Origin of the sequence: Novosphingobium sp., from assembly GCF_965229225.1 — a bacterium.
Lineage (GTDB): Bacteria > Pseudomonadota > Alphaproteobacteria > Sphingomonadales > Sphingomonadaceae > Novosphingobium.
The window spans coordinates 2,195,585-2,216,872 of sequence record NZ_OZ245867.1; the positions used below are offsets into that span (position 1 = coordinate 2,195,585).

A 21,288-nucleotide genomic window follows, 5' to 3' on the forward strand; every position below is an offset into this window, starting at 1 on the left:
TGCCGACCGACCAGAACCCGTTCGCCCAGAATCCATGCGCTTCGATCCTGCCACCGCCGATCTGCGCTGGCAGCGCACGTGGGACGAGCGCCAGACCTTCCGGGCTGACGACGCCTCGCCCAAGCCGCGCAGCTACGTGCTCGAGATGTTCCCCTATCCTTCGGGGCGCATCCATATCGGCCACGTGCGCAACTATACGATGGGCGACGTGCTCGCGCGCTACAAGCGCATGCGCGGGTTCGAAGTGCTGCATCCGATGGGCTGGGACGCCTTCGGCATGCCGGCCGAGAACGCCGCGATGGAAAAGGGCGTCCACCCCGGCGGCTGGACCCGCGCCAACATCGCCAACATGAAGGCACAGCTGAAGCGCCTCGGCTTCGCGCTCGACTGGAGCCGCGAGCTGGCGACCTGCGAGCCGGACTATTACGGCCACGAACAGGCGCTATTCCTCGATCTCTATGCGGCGGGCCTCGTCACCCGCAAGGAATCGACCGTGAACTGGGATCCGGTCGACATGACCGTGCTTGCCAACGAGCAGGTGATCGACGGACGCGGCTGGCGCTCCGGCGCGCTGGTCGAAAAGCGCAAGCTGAGCCAGTGGTTCCTCAAGATCACCGAATTCGCCGACGAGCTGCTCGAAGGGCTCTCCGGTCTCGACAAGTGGCCTGAAAAGGTCCGCACGATGCAGGAGAACTGGATCGGCAAGTCGCAAGGCCTGCAGTTCCGCTTCAAGCCAGTAGCCCCGCTGGCCGAGGACATCGAGGTCTACTCGACCCGGCCGGACACGCTGTTTGGCGCAAGCTTCGTTGCTATCGCTGCAGATCACCCCATCGCGCAGGCGGTTGCCAAGGATTCGCCCGAGGCAGCGGCCTTCATCGCGAAGTGCAAGCAGGGCGGCACGACCGCCGCCGAGCTGGAAACGGCAGAAAAACTCGGCTTCGACACCGGGTTCGAGGTGCTGCATCCCCTCGACAGTGGCTGGACGCTGCCGGTCTATATCGCGAATTTCGTGCTGATGGACTACGGCACGGGCGCGGTGTTCGGCTGCCCCGCGCACGATCAGCGCGATATCGACTTCGCCCGCAAGTATGGCCTCGAAGTCGTCCGGGTTGTCGCCGATGGCGACAAGACCGATCCCGTGTTCGAGGGCAACGAGGCCTACACCGGCCCCGGCAAGCTGGTGAACTCGCGCTTCCTCGACGGCATGGACGTGACTGCCGCGAAGGCCGCGGTGATCTCCCGCGCCGAGGCTGAAGGCTGGGGCGAGGGCAAGACCGTGTGGCGGCTGCGCGACTGGGGCGTCTCGCGCCAGCGCTACTGGGGCACGCCGATCCCGTTCATCCACTGCGAGGTCTGCGGCGTGGTGCCGGTGCCCAAGAAGCATCTGCCGGTCGTGCTTCCCGAGGACGTCACGTTCGACGTGCCCGGCAACCCGCTCGACCGCCACCCGACTTGGAAACATGTCGATTGCCCGCAATGCGGCCACCCGGCGCGGCGCGAAACCGATACGCTCGATACCTTCGTCGATTCGTCGTGGTACTTCCTGCGCTTTGCCAGCCAGCCAGGCGATGCGCCATTCGATGCGGAGGCGATCAGGAAGTGGCTGCCGGTGGAGCAGTACATCGGCGGGATCGAGCACGCGATCCTGCACCTGCTCTACGCCCGCTTCTGGACCCGGGCGCTGGCGCGGATCGGCAAGCTGGAGGTGAAGGAGCCCTTTGCCAGCCTGTTCACGCAGGGCATGGTGACGCACGAGACCTACGAACGGCGCAATCCCGAGAACGGCCAGCCCGTGTTCTTCTCGCCCGGCGAAATCGAGCGCACGGCGGAAAGCGCAACGCTCAAGGCGGATGGCGCGCCGGTCGAAATCGGCCGCGTGATCAAGATGTCGAAGTCCAAGAAGAACGTGGTGGATCCCGACGAGATCGTCGCGAAGTATGGCGCCGACGCGATTCGCTGGTTCATGCTGTCGGACAGTCCGCCCGAGCGCGACCTGCCGTGGTCGGAAGCGGGCATCGAAGGCTGCTGGCGCTTTGTGCAGCGGCTGTGGCGCCTGTTCGGTGCAGCGGATGCGGCCGCAACAGGCGAGGACCTCGCACTGCGGCGCAAGACGCACCAGACCGTCCATGCCGTGGCGCAGGACATTGAGGCACTTGGCTTCAACAAGGCCGTGGCGCGCATTTACGAACTGACCGGCGCGACCGAGAAGGCCGCGCCCTCCGCCGACCGCACCGCAGCGATCCACACGCTGCTGCTGTTGATTGCCCCGATGATGCCGCACCTTGCCGAGGAAGCTCATGCCGGGCTGGGCGAGGGGCTGGTTTCCGATGCGGCTTGGCCCGCAGTCGATCCGGCGCTGCTGGTCGATGATGAAGTGACGGTCGCCGTGCAGGTCAAGGGCAAGCTGCGCGACACGCTGACCGTCGCCAAAGGAACGCCGCGCGAGGAACTCGAACGGCTTGCTCTCGCTTCGGACAAGGTGCAGCGTGCGCTGGACGGGGCGGAAGTGAAGAAGGTGATCGTGGTGCCTGATCGGCTGGTGAACCTTGTCGCGTAAAGTCTTCCTTGCCGCCCTTGCGCCTTTGGCGATGCTGGCCGGTTGCGGTCTTCAGCCGATGTACGCAAGCGGCGGCAGCGGCAAAGTTGCGCAGGCGCTCGCCGGCGTCGACGTGACATCCATCGAGGGCAAGGCAGGATGGCTTGTACGGGCCGCTCTGGTTGACCGGCTCGGTGCCAGTGCGCAGAGCGCGCCGCGCTACCGGCTTGATGTTCGTCTTGACGAACAACTGCAGGGCCTCGGCCTGCTCTCCAACGATGCGGTGACCCGCGAGCGGCGGACCTTGCGGGCGCGTTATCAGCTCGTTGATCTGACAAGCGGTGAGATCGTGCTGGACGCAACCGCAGGTGCCGATGCGGGCATCGACATCGTCTCGAGCGAATATGCGGTGATCGCGGCAGAGCAGACCGCTCTCGAGAACCTGAGCCACGAGGTGGCCGACCAGATCGTGACCCGCGTCGCCACGAAGCTGCGCAAGGCAGGCTGAGCGCGCCGTGAAGGCGACCCAGAAGAACTTCGCCAGCCAGATTGCGCGTGCCGCTGCGGATGCAACGGTCTTCTATTTCTGTGGCCCTGATGAAGCCGGCGCGGCAGATGCAGCAGCCCGGCTTTCCGCGCACATTGCCGCGCAGCAAGGCCAATTCGAGCGGATCGAACTGGCCGGTGCGGACCTGCGACGGGATCCGGTACGGCTGGCCGACGAAGCGCGTTCGGTGTCGCTCTTCGGCGACAAGCGCCAGATCCACGTCCGCTGTTCGGGCGATGAAATCCATGATGCGGTCGAGACACTGCTTGCCAGCCCAATCAAGGGCTGGCCGGTATTCATTCTCGCCACTTCGGCAACCGACAAGTCACGCATCGCCAAGCTGCTCGTCGATCGGCCTGACGCACTTGTCACCATGTTCCATCCGCCGGATCTCCGCTCGGTCACGCTCGCGGTCCGCGAAATGGCCGATCCGGTTGGTCTGCTGCTGACCGACGAACTGGCGGAGCGTGTTGCCCGCGGCGCGGCGCTCGACACGCGTATGGCACGCGGCGAGATCGAGAAGCTGGCGCTCTATCTTGATGCGAGCCCCGAGTCGCCACGGCGGGTTGATACAGCCGCGCTTGATGCCATCGCTGCAGTGAGCGAAGACGACAGCTTCATGCCCCTGGTCAACACCGTACTGGCAGGAGACATTGCGCGCCTTTCTTCCGAATTGGCACGCATGCAGGAGCTCGAACTCAATCCAGTCGGCTTGCTTCTTGCGTTCGAGCGCCGTGCAGCACAACTAGCGCAACTCGCGGGGCGGATGCGGGGTCGCAGCGATGTTAACGCGTTTCTTGAGCAGGAAATGGCTGCGCGGCGTGTATTCTTTCGGGACAAACCCGATCTCGCCCAGCAACTCCGGCGTTGGCGCGGACGCAAGCTGGGACGACTCGTTGAACGGCTGATGAACCTGCACCGCCAGATCCTTGCGGACAACCGCAATGGCGAAATCATTTTATCTCAAAGTCTTGCTGAAATTGCACGGGCAGCGGCCCGCTGACCTTTCCGACGAGTTGCCGCTCCTGTCGGACCGGCTGTGACGGCGATCACACCGACTCGCTTGTTTTTGGCCGATAACGCTGTACGTATTGCAACGCAGCATTCCTACCAATATCGAGGAATCTGCTTATAAGAACTTTTGTCTTCCGGGTCGCACAACCGGAACGCTGATTTCAAGCGGTTCAAAAAGGTGCTTTAACGATGACGACGTTGCAGCGAGACAGAGATACTGTCGCGTCGCTCACCGGTTCGGGGGGCGATGGGCCATCTGGCGTGAAGCGCCAGCTCAAGTTGCCGCTCGCGCCGTCGCTCGAGAAGCGCCGTCTTCAGGCCTATCTGCTGCTTTTGCTGATCGACGGCATGGTGATCGTCGGCGCCTCGTTGCTCGTCAGCCTGCTCTACATAGGTCATGCGAATGACCCGCAGACCGTCCAGCAGATCGAACTCTATGTGCCTCTCTACTGGGGTGCGGCGCTCATGACGCGAGCCTATACGATCCAGGCACTCACCTCTCTGCGGTACAGCCAGTCGCGTTCGATGATGGCCATGGCCATGGCGCTGACGATGATGATCTTTATCGCGTTCTTCACCAAGTCGAGCGAGCAGTTTTCGCGCGTATCCACGGTGGCCAGCCTGTTCGTCATTGCCGGCGGCATGGCCTGGGCACGAGCGGTTGCACAGCCGATCATCCGCTCTGGCTGCGGGCCGACTGCGCAGAACGTGCTGGTGATCGATGATGGCGGAAGCCCGGTTCGCGTTCCGCATGCCTGGCATATCGACACGCGCGAGCATCGCCTGCGGCCCGATCGCAGCGATCCGCACATGCTCGACAGGCTTGGCATGTTCATGACGAACATGGATCGGGTGATCGTGACCTGCCCGCCGGAACGCCGCAAGGATTGGGCGATGGTGTTCAAGGGCTCGAACATCTGCGGTGAAATCGTTGATCCGGAAGTAAAGGAACTGGGCGTGCTCGGTGCCGGGTTCGGCCACGGGTTCGGCTCGCTTGTCGTGTCCGTGGGACCGCTTGGCCTTAGGGCACGCGGCGTCAAGCGCGCGATGGATCTTGCGATCGCCGGCAGTGCTACGATTGTGCTGGTCGTCGCGTTGATGATCTGGCTGGAGGATCGCGGCCCGGTGTTCTTCATGCAGCAGCGCCAGGGCCGCAACAACCGCCTGTTCTGGATTTACAAGTTCCGCTCCATGCGCGTCGAGAAGCTCGATGCGACGGGAGCCCGGTCAGCCAGCCGCGACGATGACCGCATCACGCGCATCGGCCGCTTTATCCGCAAGACGAGCATCGACGAACTACCGCAGCTGCTCAATGTGCTGCGCGGTGACATGAGCATTGTCGGGCCTCGCCCGCATGCGATCGGATCGCTTGCCGGCCAGAAGCGGTTCTGGGAAGTCGACCCGCGCTATCTGTTGCGCCACTCGCTCAAGCCGGGTCTGACAGGCCTTGCCCAGATCCGTGGACTACGTGGGGCGACCGATTCGGAGGCTGATCTGAGCAGCCGTCTGCAGGCAGACCTCGAGTATCTCGATGGCTGGACGGCCATCCGCGATATCCGCATCATTTTTGCTACCGTCAACGTTCTGGTTCACGATCGTGCGTTTTGAGGCGAGCCGTTCCTGTGGTGCGCCGAAGCGTTTGCGGTTGCGAGTTTGCAGCATATTCGGATTCGATGTGCTTCAACGCGCGGCATTTTTCGTCCTTCGCAGTCGCAGCAACAATGCGCATGCGATGCAACATTCGGGTTGATCGAATCACTAAAGCGTACTAAGCGTATTTCCGTAAAGTTAATGGAGTGTGGGACTATGAGCATGTTCAAGATCGCCATCGCTGGTGCCGCTACGCTTGGCGTAGTCCTCGCTGGCACGGCCGCAAACGCTGAGCCGGTCCGCGCCGCTGCGGCAACTCCGGGCGTTGTTTCCGTCAAGCGCCTCAAGGCCGTTCGCACCACTGCCCCGGCAAAGCGCGAATCGCGTGAAGTGTCCGGTGAAGATATCGGCCTCGGCCTGCTGGCTGGCGGCGCCGTCGGCTTCGCCATCTACGAAGCGACCAAGTCGAGCGACAGCAACGGCGGCTAATCGCTCCACGCTGATCAATGTTTTGGAAGGGCTCGCGGTATCGACTTGCGAGCCCTTCTTGCAAGTGCCGCTCACGCGTTGCTCTTACGCCGTGATCGAGTGTCCAATGTCAGGACTGCGGGGTCCGGCATTAGGAGTTGCCCTTAATTGGCGCGAATCCTAGACCGTCTGCCAGGGAGGCACTGATATGTCGGGCGCGCAGGCAATCAAGGGATCTGGCGAGATGCGTCGGGATGATACCCGCACGTCGTCGAGCAGAAGCCCGGACAAGCTTCCCCCTCTCAGTTCACGGCCACTTCCCGGAACTGCGCTCTGCATGGCTCTCGTCGGCCTCGCCATGGTTCTCGGCGGCGGCGGCACGGTCAATCCGCAGACAGAAATGGTGCTTCAGGTGCTCACCGCCCTGATCCTCATTCCGCTTGTCGCCAGCTCAAGCTGGCAGCGCGGCCTCGGGCCCGTGCAGGTGCCAGCTATGCTCCTTGCCGGCCTTGTCCTGGTGATTCCGATCCTCCAGCTCGTTCCGCTGCCCCCGTCGACATGGCAGGCGCTTCCCGGCCGCGCGATCGAAGCCCAGTCGCTCGCGCTCATTCAGGCTGACAAGTCGTGGATGCCGCTGACGATGTCTCCGGCGCGCACATTTGCCTCGCTGCTCGCAACACTATGTCCGGTACTGCTGATGCTGCAGGTAAGCCGCCTTTCCCTGCGCGGTCGCAACTGGCTGTGCAGCGTGATTGTCGGGGTTGGCGTCCTTTCTCTCGCCATCGGCGTGCTGCAGCTGTCGCGAACTGCCGGGCTCGAGTGGTCGCTCTACAACCAGTTCAGCGAGGGCTTCCTTGTCGGTTTTCAGGCCAACCGGAACGCGCAGGCGGACATCCTGCTCGCCGCCATGCTGGCGACGGGCGTATTGGCGACTGCGCGGCTGGGCGACGGCCGCAATCACGGGTTGACCTGGACCGTGCTCGTGCTGGTCCTCATCGGCCTCCTCGTCGGCCAATTCATGACCGGCTCGCGCACGGGCATTGCGCTGTCGACGATTGCCCTTGCCTTCATCCTGCTCATGCTGTGGCCAATGCTGCGCAAACGCTCGACTATGCTCTACGGACTTGCCGGCTCACTTGGCGTCCTGGTTGTCAGCGGTGGGCTGCTGCTGCAATTGCAGTCCGTCCAGAAAGTGGTGGCAAGGTTTTCACTTGTCCGTGAGGCCCGCTGGGACCTTTGGGCCGATACCTGGTACGCGATTGGCCAGGTTTGGCCCTTTGGCAGCGGCATCGGCACCATTGTTCCGATGCTGGAAGCTGCCGAGCGGCTTGAAGTCGTCGATACCACCCGGCCAGTTCGCGCGCATAACGATTGGCTCGAATGGGTGCTTGAAGCCGGGCTTCCGGGGATGATCGTCCTTGGCGTGATCCTGCTGATTGTCGGCTATCTGATCGTGCGAGCCGTCATGTCGGCGCGCAAGTCGGATGCGTCTGCATCGCGGCGTGCTCAGGTGCTGTTTGCAATCGGGTTCCTGCTGATTGAAGCACTTCACGCGGTTGTGGACTATCCCATGCGCAGCATGTCGCTTGCTGCGCTTACCGCAGTTGCGGTAGCGATGCTGCTCGAACCTGCTGCAGCGCAGCGTAGTCGGCAATGATGCGCAGGATTCTCGCGCCCTCATCGGATGTTGCGCTGGGCCAAGTATGCTGGCATCGTTTCAAGTGTTCAGATCTCGTTCTCGCCAAGGGGCATAGGTAATTGTGAAGAAATCCGCGGCCATCTTCATGCTGCTGGCCAGTGCAAGCCTTTCAGCCTGCTCGTCGCAGCTCTATGACGCACTTCCCGCGAGGGATGCGGCCTATGCGCTTATCCCGGCGATCGACAAGGCAGTCGCTCCGACCCAATACCTGATCAACCCGGGCGACGTCGTGTCGCTCTCGGTGTTTGGTGAGCCTGATCTGACATTCCAGAGGCTGCCGGTCGACGATGCGGGGTTCATTCAGGTTCCGCTGGCGGGGCCGGTTCATGTTGCAACATTGACGCCGGCGCAGGCCTCGACCCTGATTGCAACAAAGCTCGGAACGCGGTTCCTGCGCGATCCCGAAGTGACCCTCAACGTCATCGAACAGCCGGGCCAGACCGTCACGGTCGAAGGTCAGGTGATGCGGGCAGGTAGCTATCCGGTTGACAATCAAACCACCCTGCTCGGCGCGATCGCACTGGCGCAGAGCCCGACGCGGATCGCGAAGCTCGATCAGGTCGTGGTCTTCCGGACGCTCAACAACCAACGCATGGCGGCCCGGTTCGACGTTGCCCGCATTCGTGCGGGTCAGGATCCGGATCCCCAGATTCTGGGCGGCGACGTGGTCGTCGTAGGCTTCTCGCAGGCAAAGTCGATCTATCGCGACTTCCTGCAGGCGGCCCCCATCTTCAACGTTTTCACTCGATTCTAACCTCGGCGGTATCGTGCAGCAGATCACCCCAGTTTCCGGCCAGACCGAAACAGTCCTCGCTCCCGAGCAGATCGCTGCCAATGGCGGCTATGGCGCTTACAGGGAGTCCGATGCCTACCTCGATGGCGAACCTTCCTTCAACATCCGCGAACTCATCGCCATCATCAGGGCAAACCTGCTCATCATCGGCATCATTGTCGCTGCGATGCTGGCGTTGGCTGTTGTCGTGACGATGCTGCAAACACCGCGCTATACTTCGGTAACGACGTTGCAGATCAATGATCAGTCTGCGCAGATCCTCGGGAAGCAGGACGACACGACGCAGGATCCGATCGTCAATTCAACCGATACCGACCGCTTCCTGCGCACCCAGGTCGATATTCTGAAGAGCAGGGCGCTTGCCGAGCGCGTGGCGCAGAAATTGCGCCTGGTCGGCAACGCCAAGTTCTATGATGCCATGGGTGTGCGCCAGCCGACCGGTGACCTGACACGCGCCGAGCTTGACGATCTCACGATCCGTACGATCGAGCAGGCTCGCGATGTGGATCTGCCGCGCAACACGCGTCTGGCCACGGTCAGCTTCATCAGCACCCAGCCCGAAATGGCAGCCCAGATCGCCAATGCGTTCGCCTCGGAATTCATCCAGACCAACCTGCAGCGGCGTTTCGACAGCTCGACTTATGCGCGCGAGTTCATTTCCGGGCAGCTTTCCGAAGCGCGCGCGAAGCTCGAGCGTTCGGAGCGTGATCTCAACGCCTACGCCCGTCAGGCCGGCCTCATTCGCGATCGCGATGCCAACAACGTGATGAGCCAGGGCGGCCGCGTCGGCAGCTCGGTAACCACCACCAGTCTGCTCGAACTCAATTCCGCCGCCAACCAGGCGCAGGCGGCCCGCATCGCTGCGGAAGGCCGCTGGCACCTCATGAACAGCGGAAGCGCGCTCAATTCGCCTGACGTGTTGGCCAACCCGGCAATTGCGTCCCTTCTGGCCGAACGTGCTCGGAACATGGCCGATCTCGAACGGCAGCGCGCAAACCACCTTGAAGATTATCCGGCTGTCCAGCAGCTCAAGGCGCAAGTCGGCGTGATCGATGCGCAGATCCAGAATGTTGCGCGCAGCATCCGCGCCTCGGTCAAGCAGCAGTTTGACGCCGCCGTGGAGGCAGAGCGGAGCCTCAAGCAGCAGGTCGCCGAGCTCAAGAGCTCCTCGCTCGCTGAACAGGACCAGCTGGTCCAGTACCGCCTGCTCGAACGCGAGGCAGACACGAACCGTACCGTCTATGAAGGTCTGCTGCAGCGTTACAAGGAACTCAACGCAGCGGCAGGCATCAGCGCGAGCAACATCACGATCATCGATCCGGCGATCGCGCCGATCCGCCCGAGCTCGCCGAACCTCCTGCGCAACCTGCTGATCTCGCTCGTTCTCGGGTTCGGTTTTGCGGCCGTCTTCATCTACCTGCGGACCCAACTTGATGACTCGGTCAAGGTGCCGGAAGACGTCGAAGGCAAGCTGCAGATGGCGCTCCTCGGCGTCATCCCGCTTGCTGCGGACAGTGACATCGATGTGGCCATGGAGGACCCCAAGTCCCCCATCAGCGAAGGGTACAACTCGCTTCGCAGCGCCCTGCTGTACTCCACAGCGACGGGCCTTCCGAAGACGATGCTGGTCACCAGCTCGCAGCCATCGGAAGGCAAGTCGACCACCAGCATCGCGATCGCGCGGGGCATGGCGCGGCTTGGGCGCAGCGTCGTGCTGCTTGACCTCGACTTGCGCCGTCCGCCTCTGCATCGCGCCATCCCGATGCTCAACGCAGAAAACAGCTGCGGTGTTTCGAGCATCCTGACCAGCCAGAGCACGGTCGATGAGGCCCTGCGCGATACCGATCTCGATACCCTCAAGGTGATCACCTCCGGCCCGATCCCGCCGAGCCCGACCGAACTGCTGAGTTCCAGCCGCATGACGCAGCTGCTCGAGGAACTCACCGCACGCTTCGATCTCGTCCTGCTCGACAGCCCGCCGGTGCTCGGTCTCGCCGACTCCCCGCTCATGGCCGCACTGGTGGACGGAGTGGTGATCGTCATTCAGTCCGATCGCAGCCGCCGCGGATCGCTCAAGGCCTCGCTGCGCCGCCTGCGCAACATGCGGACGAATGTCTTGGGTGCGGTGCTGACGAAGTTCGATCCGACCGACATGGGGAACCGTTACTCGGAGTACTACGGCTACAACTACTACCAGTACAGCAACACCTCGGCGAACTGATCGATGCCGGATGCGAGTGCCCTGAGCGTAGCCGGGCGGATCCGCAGGGCTGTCATGGTGCTGGGCCTCATGGGCCTGGCAATTGCAGCCCTGCTGAGCGGCACGGACCGCGAAAGCCGGGAGTTTCCCAACTCGCCCAGCTACGTCGGCTGGCCCTACGACACCGGTGCAGCCCGTGCGAAGGCCATTCTGGCGTTCGTCCAGCGCGGTCCGCAAAGGGCCATCGGCTATGCTCGCCGGGCCGTGATTTCCGATCCAATTTCCGCGCAGGCAATCTCGATCCTGGGGCAGGCGCAACTCTATTCGCAGCATCTTGCCGAAGCACACGCCGCCTTCCGGGTTTCGGGACAGCTCGGCTGGCGCGATTCGATGACCCAGATCTACTGGTTGGATCAGGCGCTGCAGGATGGGGACTACAAAGTAGCAGCCGAGCGGCTCGATGCTCTGCTGAGACAGGCACCAACCGACGAGAACCGCGATCGCTTCATCACAGCGGTCGCATCGACGCCTGAAGGGCGGGCCGCACTGGCCGACCGCCTGAAGTTGACGCCGATCTGGGCCCGCGAGATGGTCAGCGATGTGAACGGCCTGCCCGCCGATCAGATCCAGCAGCGGGTCGATATCATGCGGGTCGCAGGCAAGGGCGTTTGGGATTGCGGCGCGACGGAAAACATCACCCAGTCGCTCATAAAGTTGAACCAGCTTGATGTCGCGCAGGAAGTCTGGCGCCTCAATTGTGAAACCTCGAGCTCACTCGTCTATGACGGGAGCTTCGAGCAGTTCGATACGATGAAGCCCACGACGGGCTTTGACTGGCAGCTTTCCAACCGCGGCGACGCCGCCATTGCGCTGCTCGATGACGGCGCCGGCCGTCGCAGTCTTGCGCTTGAAGTGACGGCGGCCGTTACGCTTCCGATCATTCGCCAGCTGGTCGTGCTCAAGCCCGGCCGCTATCGTCTGACCTGGCAAACGCCGCAAACCGCTTCGGCGCAGGCTGCCGGGCTCAGCGTTTCGCTTGCCTGCAAGCCCGATCTGAGCACGGCGGTGTCGGGGAAACCCGTAGACGGCAAGCCGGGCATGTGGAGCGCGGACTTCATGGTCGATGCCGAATGTCCGGCAAGGCAACTTGTATTCTGGTTGGCCCCGAAGGCACCCATCCGTCTTGACGATGTGAGCCTTGTTGCCGCCAAGCCCTAAGCTAGCAACTAATTTTCATGAAAGGCGCAGTGCCATGTCCAATATTGTGGATCTATGCAAACGGGTCGCTCTAATTCCCCTTACAGCGGTGACTGAGAACCCGAACTACAAGTATCAGAAGATCGCGCTCGCCCTCAAGAATACGGATGATTTCCCAGCCATTGCTGCTGAGTTCCAGATTCCGGAAACCCTGCTGCGCGAGCAGTTCGATGCTGGATTTGATATCCCCTCGTACAGGTTCAAGCGCGATGGGGCGTTCTTCAAGTGGCTCGTGGACAACAAGGCGACGTTCAAGGGAATGTCGTGGCTCGATGTCGGTGCCGATTTCGGCTGCGTCAGCGCCTACATCTCCGCCATCATCGAATCCACTGACATGAAGCTGTGCGATATCGCCATCCGGCCCAAGCACAATTTCGAGATCCGGCAGTTTGACGGCAAAAGCCTCGATTACGAAGACAAGAGCTTCGACATCGTGCTGTTCTCGTTCGTCCTCCACCACGCGTCGTCGAGCACAATCCAGCTGCTGAAGGATGCCAGGCGCATCAGCCGCAAGCACATGTTTGTGCTTGAGGACCCCAAGGAGACCGCGCAGGACGATATTTGGGGCTATTACCACGACAAGAGCGGTGTTTTCCGCAGCTTGAAGGAATGGCGCTCCCTGTTTGACCTGCTGGGCTTTGATATCGCTGCGGAGCAGGCGCTCAGCCCGGAAGTTCACAGCCGCCACTTCTTCCACCTTGTCCGCAGAGACGACAGCTGAGGCTGCTCTAGGCTGTCTCGCTCGCAGTAGCGCGTCTGCTTGCGGCGAGGCGGCGATTGATCAACACAAAGTAGAACAACACAACCAGTGTATTGATATTATTTGAGAATACACCTGCGGCGATAACCCAGTCAAAACCATGCATCGTGCCAATCGGTACGAGGATGAGCGCACTGATCAACGCGCAGGTCTGACCGACAGTGAGTATGGAGGTGGTCCCGCGCGAGATCAGCACGACGTTGCAGCCGTAGCGGACCGCCTCCATCGTGAACCCCAAGGTCGCGAGCGCGATCGTGAGCTGATCGATGGAGTTTGCCGGTTCGCCGAACGCCAGGCGGGTCAGCGTCTCGCCGCCGAGGATCATCGCCAACGCATAACTCGCCGAGCAGGTTCCGATCAGCGCCATCGTTTGCAGGGCAATCGGCCACGCCCGATTCCGCAGTTCGGCATGCGACTTTGCCGCGGTGCGCGGAATAATGATCGACATTAGCACCATGGCCAGCTGCGAGGGCGGAACTGTCAGGGTCATGATGACCCGCAGCGTACCACTCGCGGCAACGCCCATGATGGCCCCGACAAGGACAACGGGTCCGAAGTTCCCGATCCACGACATGGCGTTCGATACCAGCAGCCAGCGCCCGGTTCGCCAAAGGCGCTTGCGCGCCCAGCGGACCAGCTGCCGGGTCGGTTGGGACAGCGGCACGGCGCGTTGCTGAGCAAACAGAACGAGCGCCGCCAGACTGTTTGCCATCGCCACAACCAGCATGGCGTGGGCCGGATTGCGGCTCTTGAAGACATAGATCAGCAACAGGACGCCGGTAGCGGTCGACAACGCGTTGACGATCGCGGCGGCTGCAGCTTCCTTGCGCAAGCCCGAGAGGTAGTAGAGCCGCCGCGCTGCGTTCTGTGCGCGCAGTCCGACGAACGCGAGCCCAGTCGCCGGGATCAGCATCGGCTCGGGCGCGCCGAGCCAGGCCGCAGCAGGCCATGCGAGCACCAGCGGCGTCAGGATCAGTAGCGAGTAGCCGAAGGACAGGCTCAGGAACGTCCCCCGGAACGCAGGCTGGGAACTGCTCGGAAGGCGCCGGGCCGAAGCTGGCACCGCATCGCCGAACAGGCCCATGCTCGATGTTTCAAGAAATTGCAGCAACACCCACGCGATGCTGAGCCAGCCGAACGCGCGTGCGCCCAGCCAGTGCCCCATGATGGCCGTAAACGTGAGATTGACGAGGGTAAGAACAATCTGTTCGATCACCCCGAAAACAACTGGCCCGAACCATCTGGACAGAACCTGCGCACCGCGCTGGCGAAGCTGGGCAATCACCTCAGGGCGTTTCCTCGTGCCTGCACTCGGCGATCGTTCGGTCGATTGCGACCGCCCGGCCGGCGGTCCACCTTCAACCCTGCGGGCTGCAAAGCATACTTCGCAGACAGGAACGAGAGAAGAAACAGCGTGGTTGTATTCGGCACCACGATCGGCACTTCGTTCAGCGAGGAAACAAGGCAGTAGGTAAAGACGCCCAGAGGAACGAGAGCATAGGAGACGCTGCCGTCGGTCACGGCCCGCACTGCATAGCGACCGGCGAAGTAGAACGCTGCAGCGTAGGTCGCACCGCCGATCAGGCCGAACTCGATGAGGGCCTGAAGGAACCCGCTCTCGAAGTTCTGATAGCGCGAGTACCACAGCCCGGTTCCGGCGTTCAGCGCCTCGCCCAGCGAGTTGTCGGTGCCGTTGAACGCCTCGCCATAGCCATAACCGAAGATCGGCTGCGCCCTGAAATAGCTGTACCAGGATTCGTATAGATAGGTGCGGCCGGTGAAGGTATCGTCGCGGTTGAACAGTTCCAGCCAGGTGTCGGGGAATACGACGAGTGCGACGATGACAGCGGCCACCACCACGCCGACCAGCCCGGCAATCGCCGGAGCGCGCTGATAGGTCACCCCGACGAACATGACCGCCACGCTCAGTGCTCCCGACAGGATCGGGCTGACCGCACCGCTGAGCAGCAGCGCCACCATGAAAATGCCGAGGCGAACGAACAGCCCAGCAGTCCACTTGCCGCCGGGCGACAGGGCCATGCCCACACCGATGACGATGGCCTGCACGAAGAATGTCGCCGCGAGGTTCTTGTGCGGGAAAATGCCCGCATACGGGGTTGTGCCCAGGAGGGTGTTGCGCTGCAGACGGTCGTACACGACAGCAAAGTCGGCGTTGGCGAGCAGCGGATAGAGCAGCAGGTGTACGACGGTGAGGACCACCGCGAGGCTGAAAAAGATACTGAGCACGCGGTCGCTGCTGAAGCGGTCGGCGGCCCAGCCGCCAAACAGAATGGTCAGAACGAGGCTCACCAGTTTCACGATGCTGGAAATCTCGACGCCGTTGGTGACGTAGGCAGCGACCGAGGTCAGGGTCAGGATTCCGCCAAAGATCCACGTTTTCGGGATGGCCAATGGTTTGATCAAAGCAATCGCGCCGATCAACACAACGTAGAGTGTCAGCCAGATCGCGACATAAGCCTGTGATTCCGATGCCTTGCCGACGTTGTTGACATCGGAAAGGTCGACGAAGACCAGATAGAAGGCATTGCTGACCATCGCCAGATAGACGGTGAAGAACGCCAGAGGGAACTGCGAAAGCAGACTTCGCCGCATCAGACCATTCCTCTCAACGCAGTCAGGATCTCGGCAGCCGACGACAGCGCACGGGCATTCGCCAGTTCTTTCACTCGGCCCGGATCGCGCGATTGGGCGATCACCATCCCGCCGGGAGCCTCGGACAGCGCGAGAGCCATCAGCAGGCTCACGGCGCCGCGTGGCTCGGTGCAGTGGATGGACGTCCGGTCGGTCACCTCTGCGGCAAAGGCCGGATGGGCCTCAAGAATCGATCGCAGTTGCGGCAGGTTGTGCACGACACCATGCCGGTTCGTCGCCATTTCAGGCGAAGCTGCGAGATGCTGGCCATCCAGTCGCCAGACGCCCTGTGCCATGGCCAGCGGTGCGGACAACGGCCAAGACATGGCCTGAAGGCTCTCGGTGCGCGATCCGACGCCGGCGACACCAATCTTTCCCTCCCGCTGAAATTCAGACAGCAGCTCGAGCAGTTCCGGAGACAGATCGCTGGCCAATGCCTCGTGCAGCAGGAGCACATCGATATGCTCCCGGCCCAGTGCGCGGAGGCTCTCCTCGACCGATGCACGGACAAAACCGGTGCCAAACTGCCCCCGAGGCGCGGCTGCGCGCATCTTGTTGCCAAGCTTGCGGCGCAATCCTGGAACCGCCGCCAGCCCGACACGCGCGGTGCTCCGCACAAGTTGCCCAAGGCGCCCGGGCCGACTGCCCCGACCGATGCCGACTTTCGTCGTGACGGTCGCAGCGCTGCCGAATTCCTTGATGGCACGGCCCAGAAACTGCTCAGCCTCACCAAACCCGTAGGAGGGCGCTACGTCGAAGTGGCGAATGCCGGCGTCCCATGCGGCTGTGAGCAGTTTGCGTGATGGGGTCCAGCCGGTCGAGCCGCCAAGGCCGCCACAGCCGAAGGCGATACGGGTCGTCCGCCGGCCATTGGCGAGCACGATCTCATCCATGCGCGGCTCGCAGCTTCTGGTTCAGGCGCAAGGCCAGCGCGATCGCGGTGAACGTGCAGTTCACGAAGCCGGAGGTCGGAAATACAGCGGCGCCGGCGACGTAGACATCATCCGTGCCAAAGACCTTCAGATCCGGATTAACCACCCCCGTAGCCGGGTCCGCACCGATTCGCGCGCCGCCCATCTGGTGGTTGGTGTCGTCGCCTTCCTCCAGCAGGGCCGCGTCACGGGCCGTGACCCGGGCATCGAGATCGACCGTTGCAATGCCTTCGCGGGCCAGCAGATCGCGGATGTTCTCGGCACAGGCGGCAACGGTCTCGATTTCCCGGCCATCAACCGCCCAATTCAGCGAAAGGACCGGCAGCCCCAGGGCATCGCGTTCGTCCCCGCGGGTGATCTCGGATTGCGTCACCGGCACCTGTTCGGTCGTCACGCGCAGCTGGATCGCCGCGTTGCGCGGATGAAACGCCCGGTTGGAGCGCAGATAGCGCACCACCATCGGCAAGGCGACACGCGCTACGCCAATGAAATGGCGCGGCAGCTCGCGCCAGTTTGCCGGCAGCTTCCCCCGCCGCAGACTGCGCATGAAGTGCCTGAGATTCTCGGCATTTTCCTTGTAGGAAGTCGAGAAGATGAACGCACCGCATGCCTGCAGCAGCCCATCCTTGCGCTGCACGGCCTCGCTGAGCTTCAGCTTGGGATTGTATTTGTATCCGCCGAGAAAGACGTTCTCGAACAGGCTGTCAAAGCGCTTGCGATCAGCAACCCTGACAGTGCCGACAATCACGTCGATATGGTCATAGTAGCCGCGCCCCAGCCAGGGGTTGGCGTTCCATGGCGCCGCTTCCCCGCCGACATAAGGCTGCTGCAGCATTCGAACGATCTCGAACGTGCCGCAAGCCAGAACGAATGCCCGCGCACGCACGCGCACTTCCTTGCCGCCGAGCGTCCGGACGACAGCCTCGTGCCGCCCATCCGGCAGCGGTGCAAATCCTACGAAGTTCGCATGGAGCAGCACGGTGGCGAGCGGTGAGGCGATGTCCTGCGCAAAATGGACGGCAAGGCTCGGTTCCTTGAGCCAGCGTGTGAAGAAGTAATCGAGCCCCGGGTCGTCCGCCAGTTGCGCCCCTGCCTTGGCACAGACCCCCGAATCGTCGGAAATCGCCGCATCCATGCCGAGCAGCGTGTTCGCGGCGTCGTACCACGGATCCACGTCTGCGCGGGTGAAAGGCCAGCCCAGCCCGTCGCACTGCGCACGCGGCTCGAACACGATGGGATCGAAGCGGCCGAGCTGGCCGCCCCAGAAATGCGTTGTGCCGCCAAGCAGGCGGAACCGGCCGATATGGACGCCCTCGTGCAGCTTCCCGGTGGACCGGGCGGAGCGCACGATATCCTGAGAGCGATTCTCGAGCCCCGCACCGCCCGCCTCGATCAGCAGCGTCCGTTCGCCGCGCCGGACGCGGTCGGCCAGCATCGACAGGCCGACCGCCCCGCCGCCGATGATCACGACATCTTCTTCCAGCGGTCCTTCGACCTGGGAATCTTCGAGATCAAGCAGCATAGGGGGGCGGTATCACAGGCATGGAAGGGGAGAAAGCCTCGTGCGGTGCCGTCAAAGGCAGGTTAAGGATGCTTGTGCGATGCACCATCGCCGGGACCACAAGCCAATCGAGGGAAGCGCTGTGATTTATCGCCATATGTTGCTTGTGACCGCCGTTCTGTTCCTGGCAAGCCCAGCCGTCGCTGAAGAATCCCATGTCTACGTCCGATCCGATGGCGATGCCTCGGGTGATGGGCGCAGCCCGCAAACTGCCGTTTCCTCGCTTGCCCGCGCGCGTGATATCGCGCGCCAGCTGCCCAGCCCCCGCACCGTTCACCTCGACGGGAGGTTCGTCATGAACGGTCCGCTCGAACTCGGGCCGGCAGACTCGGGTACGTCGTGGCTCGGCGGCCCGGACGCGGCTCTCACCGGGCAGGGCAAGGTTCCCTATGCGATCCATGGATCGAGCGTTCGGGACGCTTCCTTCACCGGTTTCGCGATCAGCGATTTCGCCAAGCAGGGGATCAACCTGGTCGATCCCGCGCGGGTCACCATTTCGGGTCTGGCAGTTTCGCGGATCACCTCTGATGCCTGGAGCCAGGGCGGCATCTTCGTATCCGGCAACATCAAGGACCTTGCGATCACCGGCAATACCGTGAGCGATACCGGCTACATCGGCATCGGCGTCTTCTCGAACTATGGACAATCCGGTGTGCGCATCAGGATTGCCGACAACCGGGTCGAGCACACCTGCAAGAAAGTTGCCGACTGCGGCGCGATCTACCTCGGTGGGCGCGGCACCAACAGCGGCTCGCAGATCACCGGGAACATCATCAACGACTTCGGCCCGCAAAGCTCGAAGGGACGCGGCATCTATCTCGACGATTGGGAGTCCAACGTCACGGTCACGAACAATTGCGTCGCTGGGCCGGGTCTCTTCGGCATGCACATTCACGGCGGGCGCAACAACAAGATCACCGGTAACTGGATCGACGCCCGCGGCCTGCGCGCGGCGCTCCTGAACCAGGCAAACTCGCACCAGCCCAAGCGCGACATGCTTGGCAATGTCTTTGCCGACAATACGATCCAACTCGACCCGGCGGTCCCCAATCTGCTCGAAGAACGTCAGTCGCGCGCCACGCAGATGGTCCGGATGTCCGGCAATCGCATTATCGATCAGGCTTCGCCGGGCAGGTGCCCGTTCTGAGCGACGATGCCGCAGGAGATCGCCAGGGATCGCGTGCGCCCCTCGCATCGGATCAGGTCCCGAGGGCCTTGAACACACCTGCGGCAAAACGCTGCGCCATCTGCTCGATGGAATAGCGATCGGCCATGGCACGAGCTTCGTCCGCCATGGCCGATCGTCTTGCCGGATCGAGCAGCAGATCGGCCACCGCATCACCATAGGCCTGAGAATTCTGCCAATCCGCAACCAGCAGTCCGTTCACGCCCGGCTCGAGATAGGCGATCTCCGGGCTATGCCACGGAAACGCGGTTGTCGCGATCGGCAGGCCGGTGACGCCGGCATCGAGGATGGCAAGGCCCATCAGGCCGGGCATGAGGAAGACATGCCCCACGCACATCAGATCGACCTTTTCCTGCCCGAAGCGCGGTCCCATCACGTGCATCCATGGCCGCGTCCGGGCGAGCTCTTCGGTCAACGGCAAATCGGAACCACCGCCGATAACCACGAACTCGAAGTCCGGCACGCGCGAGCGGATAAGGTCCGCCGCCTCGACCAGAAAGCCCATGCGCTTGTCAGGGTAGATGCTGCCGATGAACACACCGATCGGACCGGGACCGATGCCGAACTGCCGGCGCAAAGCTTCAAGCCGGCCCTCGTCCGCCGCCGCCACCTGCTGGCGCAGTTCCGTGGTATCGACCGCATTGTTGAAGACGGTAATCCGTTCGCTGGGATAGCCCAGTGATTCAACGTGGCGGCGTGTCTCATCAGTATAGGCGAACCACCAATCCGCCTTCGTTGCCCAGAACTGCTTGAAGCGCTCCCCGGCACCATCCGGATTGCGCGACTGGAAATTGCGGCCGTGCCCGAAATAGGCGACCTTGTTTCCGCGCAGGCGAGACAAGGCGAGCAGGCCGTAGTTCACCAGCAGCTTGTTCTCCTGCTGGACGATGGCGAGATCATAGCCGCTCGCCTCCAGAAGGACGTGCTGGTATTCCTGACCGGAAAACCGTGTGAGCGGCACGCACCGCCCCCACTCGATGTCCACAGTATCGTTCTTGAAGCGGTCACGCTTGCCGAGGTGCGAGTAGTAGACAACGTAGTCCACGCCCGCTTCACGCAGGATCTCCCGCAAGCGCTCATGAAACGGCCGCCGATAGTGGTACGACGGCGGATAGATGAAGCAGACGCGTTTCAAGTTTGCTGTCCCCTGAACCGATGCCTCAGGCACTCACCTGCGGTGATGCTGCGGCCGGTGCGTTACCGCGCCCGAACTGCGCATCGTACTTGTTGATCAGGTCAACCGTGTTTCTGATGTTGCCCGCCGAAGAAGCGCCGAAAAGCAGCGCTTCGATGTTCTTCTGCTCGCAGACATATTCGACCGCCTCCGCCGCCGGGATCGCGCCGGAAGCGAAGATCGACATCGCGATCGGGCGGAACTTGCGCTCGGCGATGGTCTTCTCGTAGTTGTCGAGGCCGCCCGCCGTCCGGAATGCGATCTTGTTGATGTTCGCGCAGATGATCGGGTTCTCGATCCCGATCCCTTCGAGCACATCGAGCAGTCGCGGCAGGTTCATCGTGATGAAGCCCGGCTCCGCGTTGTACTTCGCCTTCACGTGATCCGCGAACATGCGGAAAGCATCATAGGCGCCGAGGCCGAGAATGAGGTCGGTCACGACGTTCTGGATGAAAATGATCGGCGTGCTGAGGCCGTGGAACATCTGCATCTCGGCATCGATCAGCATGCCCGCGAGGCTTTCCATGTCCATGCGCGCGAGCGAGAGGCCGCCCTTGAGCAGCGAGCCGATCTTGCTTTCGCCGGGCAGCAGCTTGGAAAGCGCTCCGGTCATCCCGTATTCGGTCACCGCGTTGGCGTATTTGTGCGCGTAGGGCATGCAGGGGTAGAACTGGAAACCGGGGTAGCGGTCCGGATTGGCGCGGAAGTGATCGCACACCTCGCCAACACGCTCGTGCGTGGTACACATGAACACCCGGATGCCCGCGTCATAGGCATTGTCGAGCGTCTTGATGATCTCGCGAATGTCCTGAAAACGCATGGCCTGCGCACGCGCCTTTTCCTCGGACATGTGGTTCACGCCGAAGAACTGGTTATCGCCGAAGAGAATTCTTTCCATTGCTCGTCTTCCCCTGGACCG

At 62.5% G+C, this 21,288-nt stretch carries 17 protein-coding genes; 11 read left to right on the top strand and 6 right to left on the bottom strand.

The features are described 5' to 3' along the window. Window positions 1-34: 34 nt before the first annotated feature. The 10 genes from leuS to ACO06X_RS10160 all read left to right on the top strand — a co-directional run bounded on the left by leuS (window position 35) and on the right by ACO06X_RS10160 (window position 12,825). Entirely contained in the window at window positions 35-2,557 is a 2,523-nt protein-coding gene (gene leuS / locus ACO06X_RS10115) for a leucine--tRNA ligase (RefSeq protein ID WP_421839785.1), read from the top strand. Between the two features lie 31 nt (window positions 2,558-2,588). Beyond that, window positions 2,589-3,044: an LPS assembly lipoprotein LptE gene (gene lptE / locus ACO06X_RS10120; protein WP_421839882.1), complete on the top strand. Its 456-nt coding sequence runs from the start codon at window positions 2,589-2,591 to the stop codon at window positions 3,042-3,044. 7 nt (window positions 3,045-3,051) lie between these two features. Next, window positions 3,052-4,086 (top strand): DNA polymerase III subunit delta, encoded by a 1,035-nt coding sequence (gene holA, locus ACO06X_RS10125; protein WP_421839786.1) that lies wholly within the window; start codon window positions 3,052-3,054, stop codon window positions 4,084-4,086. Between the two features lie 272 nt (window positions 4,087-4,358). Further along, on the top strand, window positions 4,359-5,705 hold the full coding sequence (locus tag ACO06X_RS10130) for a sugar transferase (protein ID WP_421839787.1): 1,347 nt from the start codon (window positions 4,359-4,361) through the stop codon (window positions 5,703-5,705). Window positions 5,706-5,909: 204 nt separating this feature from the next. Continuing rightward, window positions 5,910-6,176, top strand: coding sequence for a hypothetical protein (locus ACO06X_RS10135; protein WP_421839788.1), 267 nt, complete (start codon window positions 5,910-5,912; stop codon window positions 6,174-6,176). Between the two features lie 316 nt (window positions 6,177-6,492). Beyond that, window positions 6,493-7,812: an O-antigen ligase family protein gene (locus tag ACO06X_RS10140; RefSeq protein ID WP_421839789.1), complete on the top strand. Its 1,320-nt coding sequence runs from the start codon at window positions 6,493-6,495 to the stop codon at window positions 7,810-7,812. A 103-nt stretch (window positions 7,813-7,915) separates the two neighbouring features. Continuing rightward, on the top strand, window positions 7,916-8,608 hold the full coding sequence (locus tag ACO06X_RS10145; protein WP_421839790.1) for a polysaccharide biosynthesis/export family protein: 693 nt from the start codon (window positions 7,916-7,918) through the stop codon (window positions 8,606-8,608). A 13-nt stretch (window positions 8,609-8,621) separates the two neighbouring features. After that, window positions 8,622-10,868, top strand: coding sequence for a GumC family protein (locus ACO06X_RS10150; protein WP_421839791.1), 2,247 nt, complete (start codon window positions 8,622-8,624; stop codon window positions 10,866-10,868). 3 nt (window positions 10,869-10,871) lie between these two features. Continuing rightward, on the top strand, window positions 10,872-12,065 hold the full coding sequence (locus ACO06X_RS10155) for a tetratricopeptide repeat protein (RefSeq protein ID WP_421839792.1): 1,194 nt from the start codon (window positions 10,872-10,874) through the stop codon (window positions 12,063-12,065). 34 nt (window positions 12,066-12,099) lie between these two features. Further along, window positions 12,100-12,825 (top strand): class I SAM-dependent methyltransferase, encoded by a 726-nt coding sequence (locus ACO06X_RS10160; protein WP_421839793.1) that lies wholly within the window; start codon window positions 12,100-12,102, stop codon window positions 12,823-12,825. Window positions 12,826-12,832: 7 nt separating this feature from the next. On the opposite strand, the gene ACO06X_RS10165 is transcribed toward ACO06X_RS10160, so the two are convergent. The 4 genes from ACO06X_RS10165 to ACO06X_RS10180 are packed head-to-tail and all read right to left on the bottom strand — an operon-like array spanning window position 12,833 to window position 17,970. After that, a complete protein-coding gene (locus ACO06X_RS10165; protein ID WP_421839794.1) occupies window positions 12,833-14,149 on the bottom strand; it encodes a lipopolysaccharide biosynthesis protein in 1,317 nt (438 codons plus the stop codon). Further along, complete coding sequence (locus ACO06X_RS10170) at window positions 14,146-15,477, bottom strand: O-antigen ligase family protein (protein WP_421839795.1); 1,332 nt, start codon at window positions 15,475-15,477, stop codon at window positions 14,146-14,148. The genes ACO06X_RS10165 and ACO06X_RS10170 overlap by 4 nt, the downstream gene beginning before the upstream one ends. After that, window positions 15,477-16,409, bottom strand: coding sequence for an aldo/keto reductase (locus ACO06X_RS10175; protein ID WP_421839796.1), 933 nt, complete (start codon window positions 16,407-16,409; stop codon window positions 15,477-15,479). The genes ACO06X_RS10170 and ACO06X_RS10175 overlap by 1 nt, the downstream gene beginning before the upstream one ends. After that, window positions 16,402-17,970, bottom strand: a complete 1,569-nt coding sequence (locus tag ACO06X_RS10180; RefSeq protein WP_421839797.1) for an FAD-dependent oxidoreductase — start codon at window positions 17,968-17,970, stop codon at window positions 16,402-16,404. The genes ACO06X_RS10175 and ACO06X_RS10180 overlap by 8 nt, the downstream gene beginning before the upstream one ends. 145 nt (window positions 17,971-18,115) lie before the next feature. On the opposite strand from ACO06X_RS10180, the gene ACO06X_RS10185 reads away from it, so the two are divergent. Next, entirely contained in the window at window positions 18,116-19,156 is a 1,041-nt protein-coding gene (locus ACO06X_RS10185) for a right-handed parallel beta-helix repeat-containing protein (RefSeq protein ID WP_421839798.1), read from the top strand. A 52-nt stretch (window positions 19,157-19,208) separates the two neighbouring features. On the opposite strand, the gene ACO06X_RS10190 is transcribed toward ACO06X_RS10185, so the two are convergent. Next, window positions 19,209-20,330: a glycosyltransferase family 4 protein gene (locus ACO06X_RS10190; protein ID WP_421839799.1), complete on the bottom strand. Its 1,122-nt coding sequence runs from the start codon at window positions 20,328-20,330 to the stop codon at window positions 19,209-19,211. Between the two features lie 25 nt (window positions 20,331-20,355). After that, window positions 20,356-21,267, bottom strand: coding sequence for a hypothetical protein (locus ACO06X_RS10195; RefSeq protein ID WP_421839800.1), 912 nt, complete (start codon window positions 21,265-21,267; stop codon window positions 20,356-20,358). Between the last annotated feature and the right edge of the window lie 21 nt (window positions 21,268-21,288).

Coding starts and splice junctions, on each gene's coding strand:
- ACO06X_RS10135 (WP_421839788.1), top strand. CDS start 5,910: ATGTTCAAGATCGCCATCGCTGGTGCCGCTACGCTTGGCGTAGTCCTC.
- ACO06X_RS10195 (WP_421839800.1), bottom strand. CDS start 21,267: ATGGAAAGAATTCTCTTCGGCGATAACCAGTTCTTCGGCGTGAACCAC.
- ACO06X_RS10160 (WP_421839793.1), top strand. CDS start 12,100: ATGTCCAATATTGTGGATCTATGCAAACGGGTCGCTCTAATTCCCCTT.
- ACO06X_RS10170 (WP_421839795.1), bottom strand. CDS start 15,477: ATGCGGCGAAGTCTGCTTTCGCAGTTCCCTCTGGCGTTCTTCACCGTC.
- ACO06X_RS10140 (WP_421839789.1), top strand. CDS start 6,493: ATGGCTCTCGTCGGCCTCGCCATGGTTCTCGGCGGCGGCGGCACGGTC.
- lptE (WP_421839882.1), top strand. CDS start 2,589: ATGCTGGCCGGTTGCGGTCTTCAGCCGATGTACGCAAGCGGCGGCAGC.
- leuS (WP_421839785.1), top strand. CDS start 35: ATGCGCTTCGATCCTGCCACCGCCGATCTGCGCTGGCAGCGCACGTGG.
- ACO06X_RS10155 (WP_421839792.1), top strand. CDS start 10,872: ATGCCGGATGCGAGTGCCCTGAGCGTAGCCGGGCGGATCCGCAGGGCT.
- ACO06X_RS10175 (WP_421839796.1), bottom strand. CDS start 16,409: ATGGATGAGATCGTGCTCGCCAATGGCCGGCGGACGACCCGTATCGCC.
- ACO06X_RS10180 (WP_421839797.1), bottom strand. CDS start 17,970: ATGCTGCTTGATCTCGAAGATTCCCAGGTCGAAGGACCGCTGGAAGAA.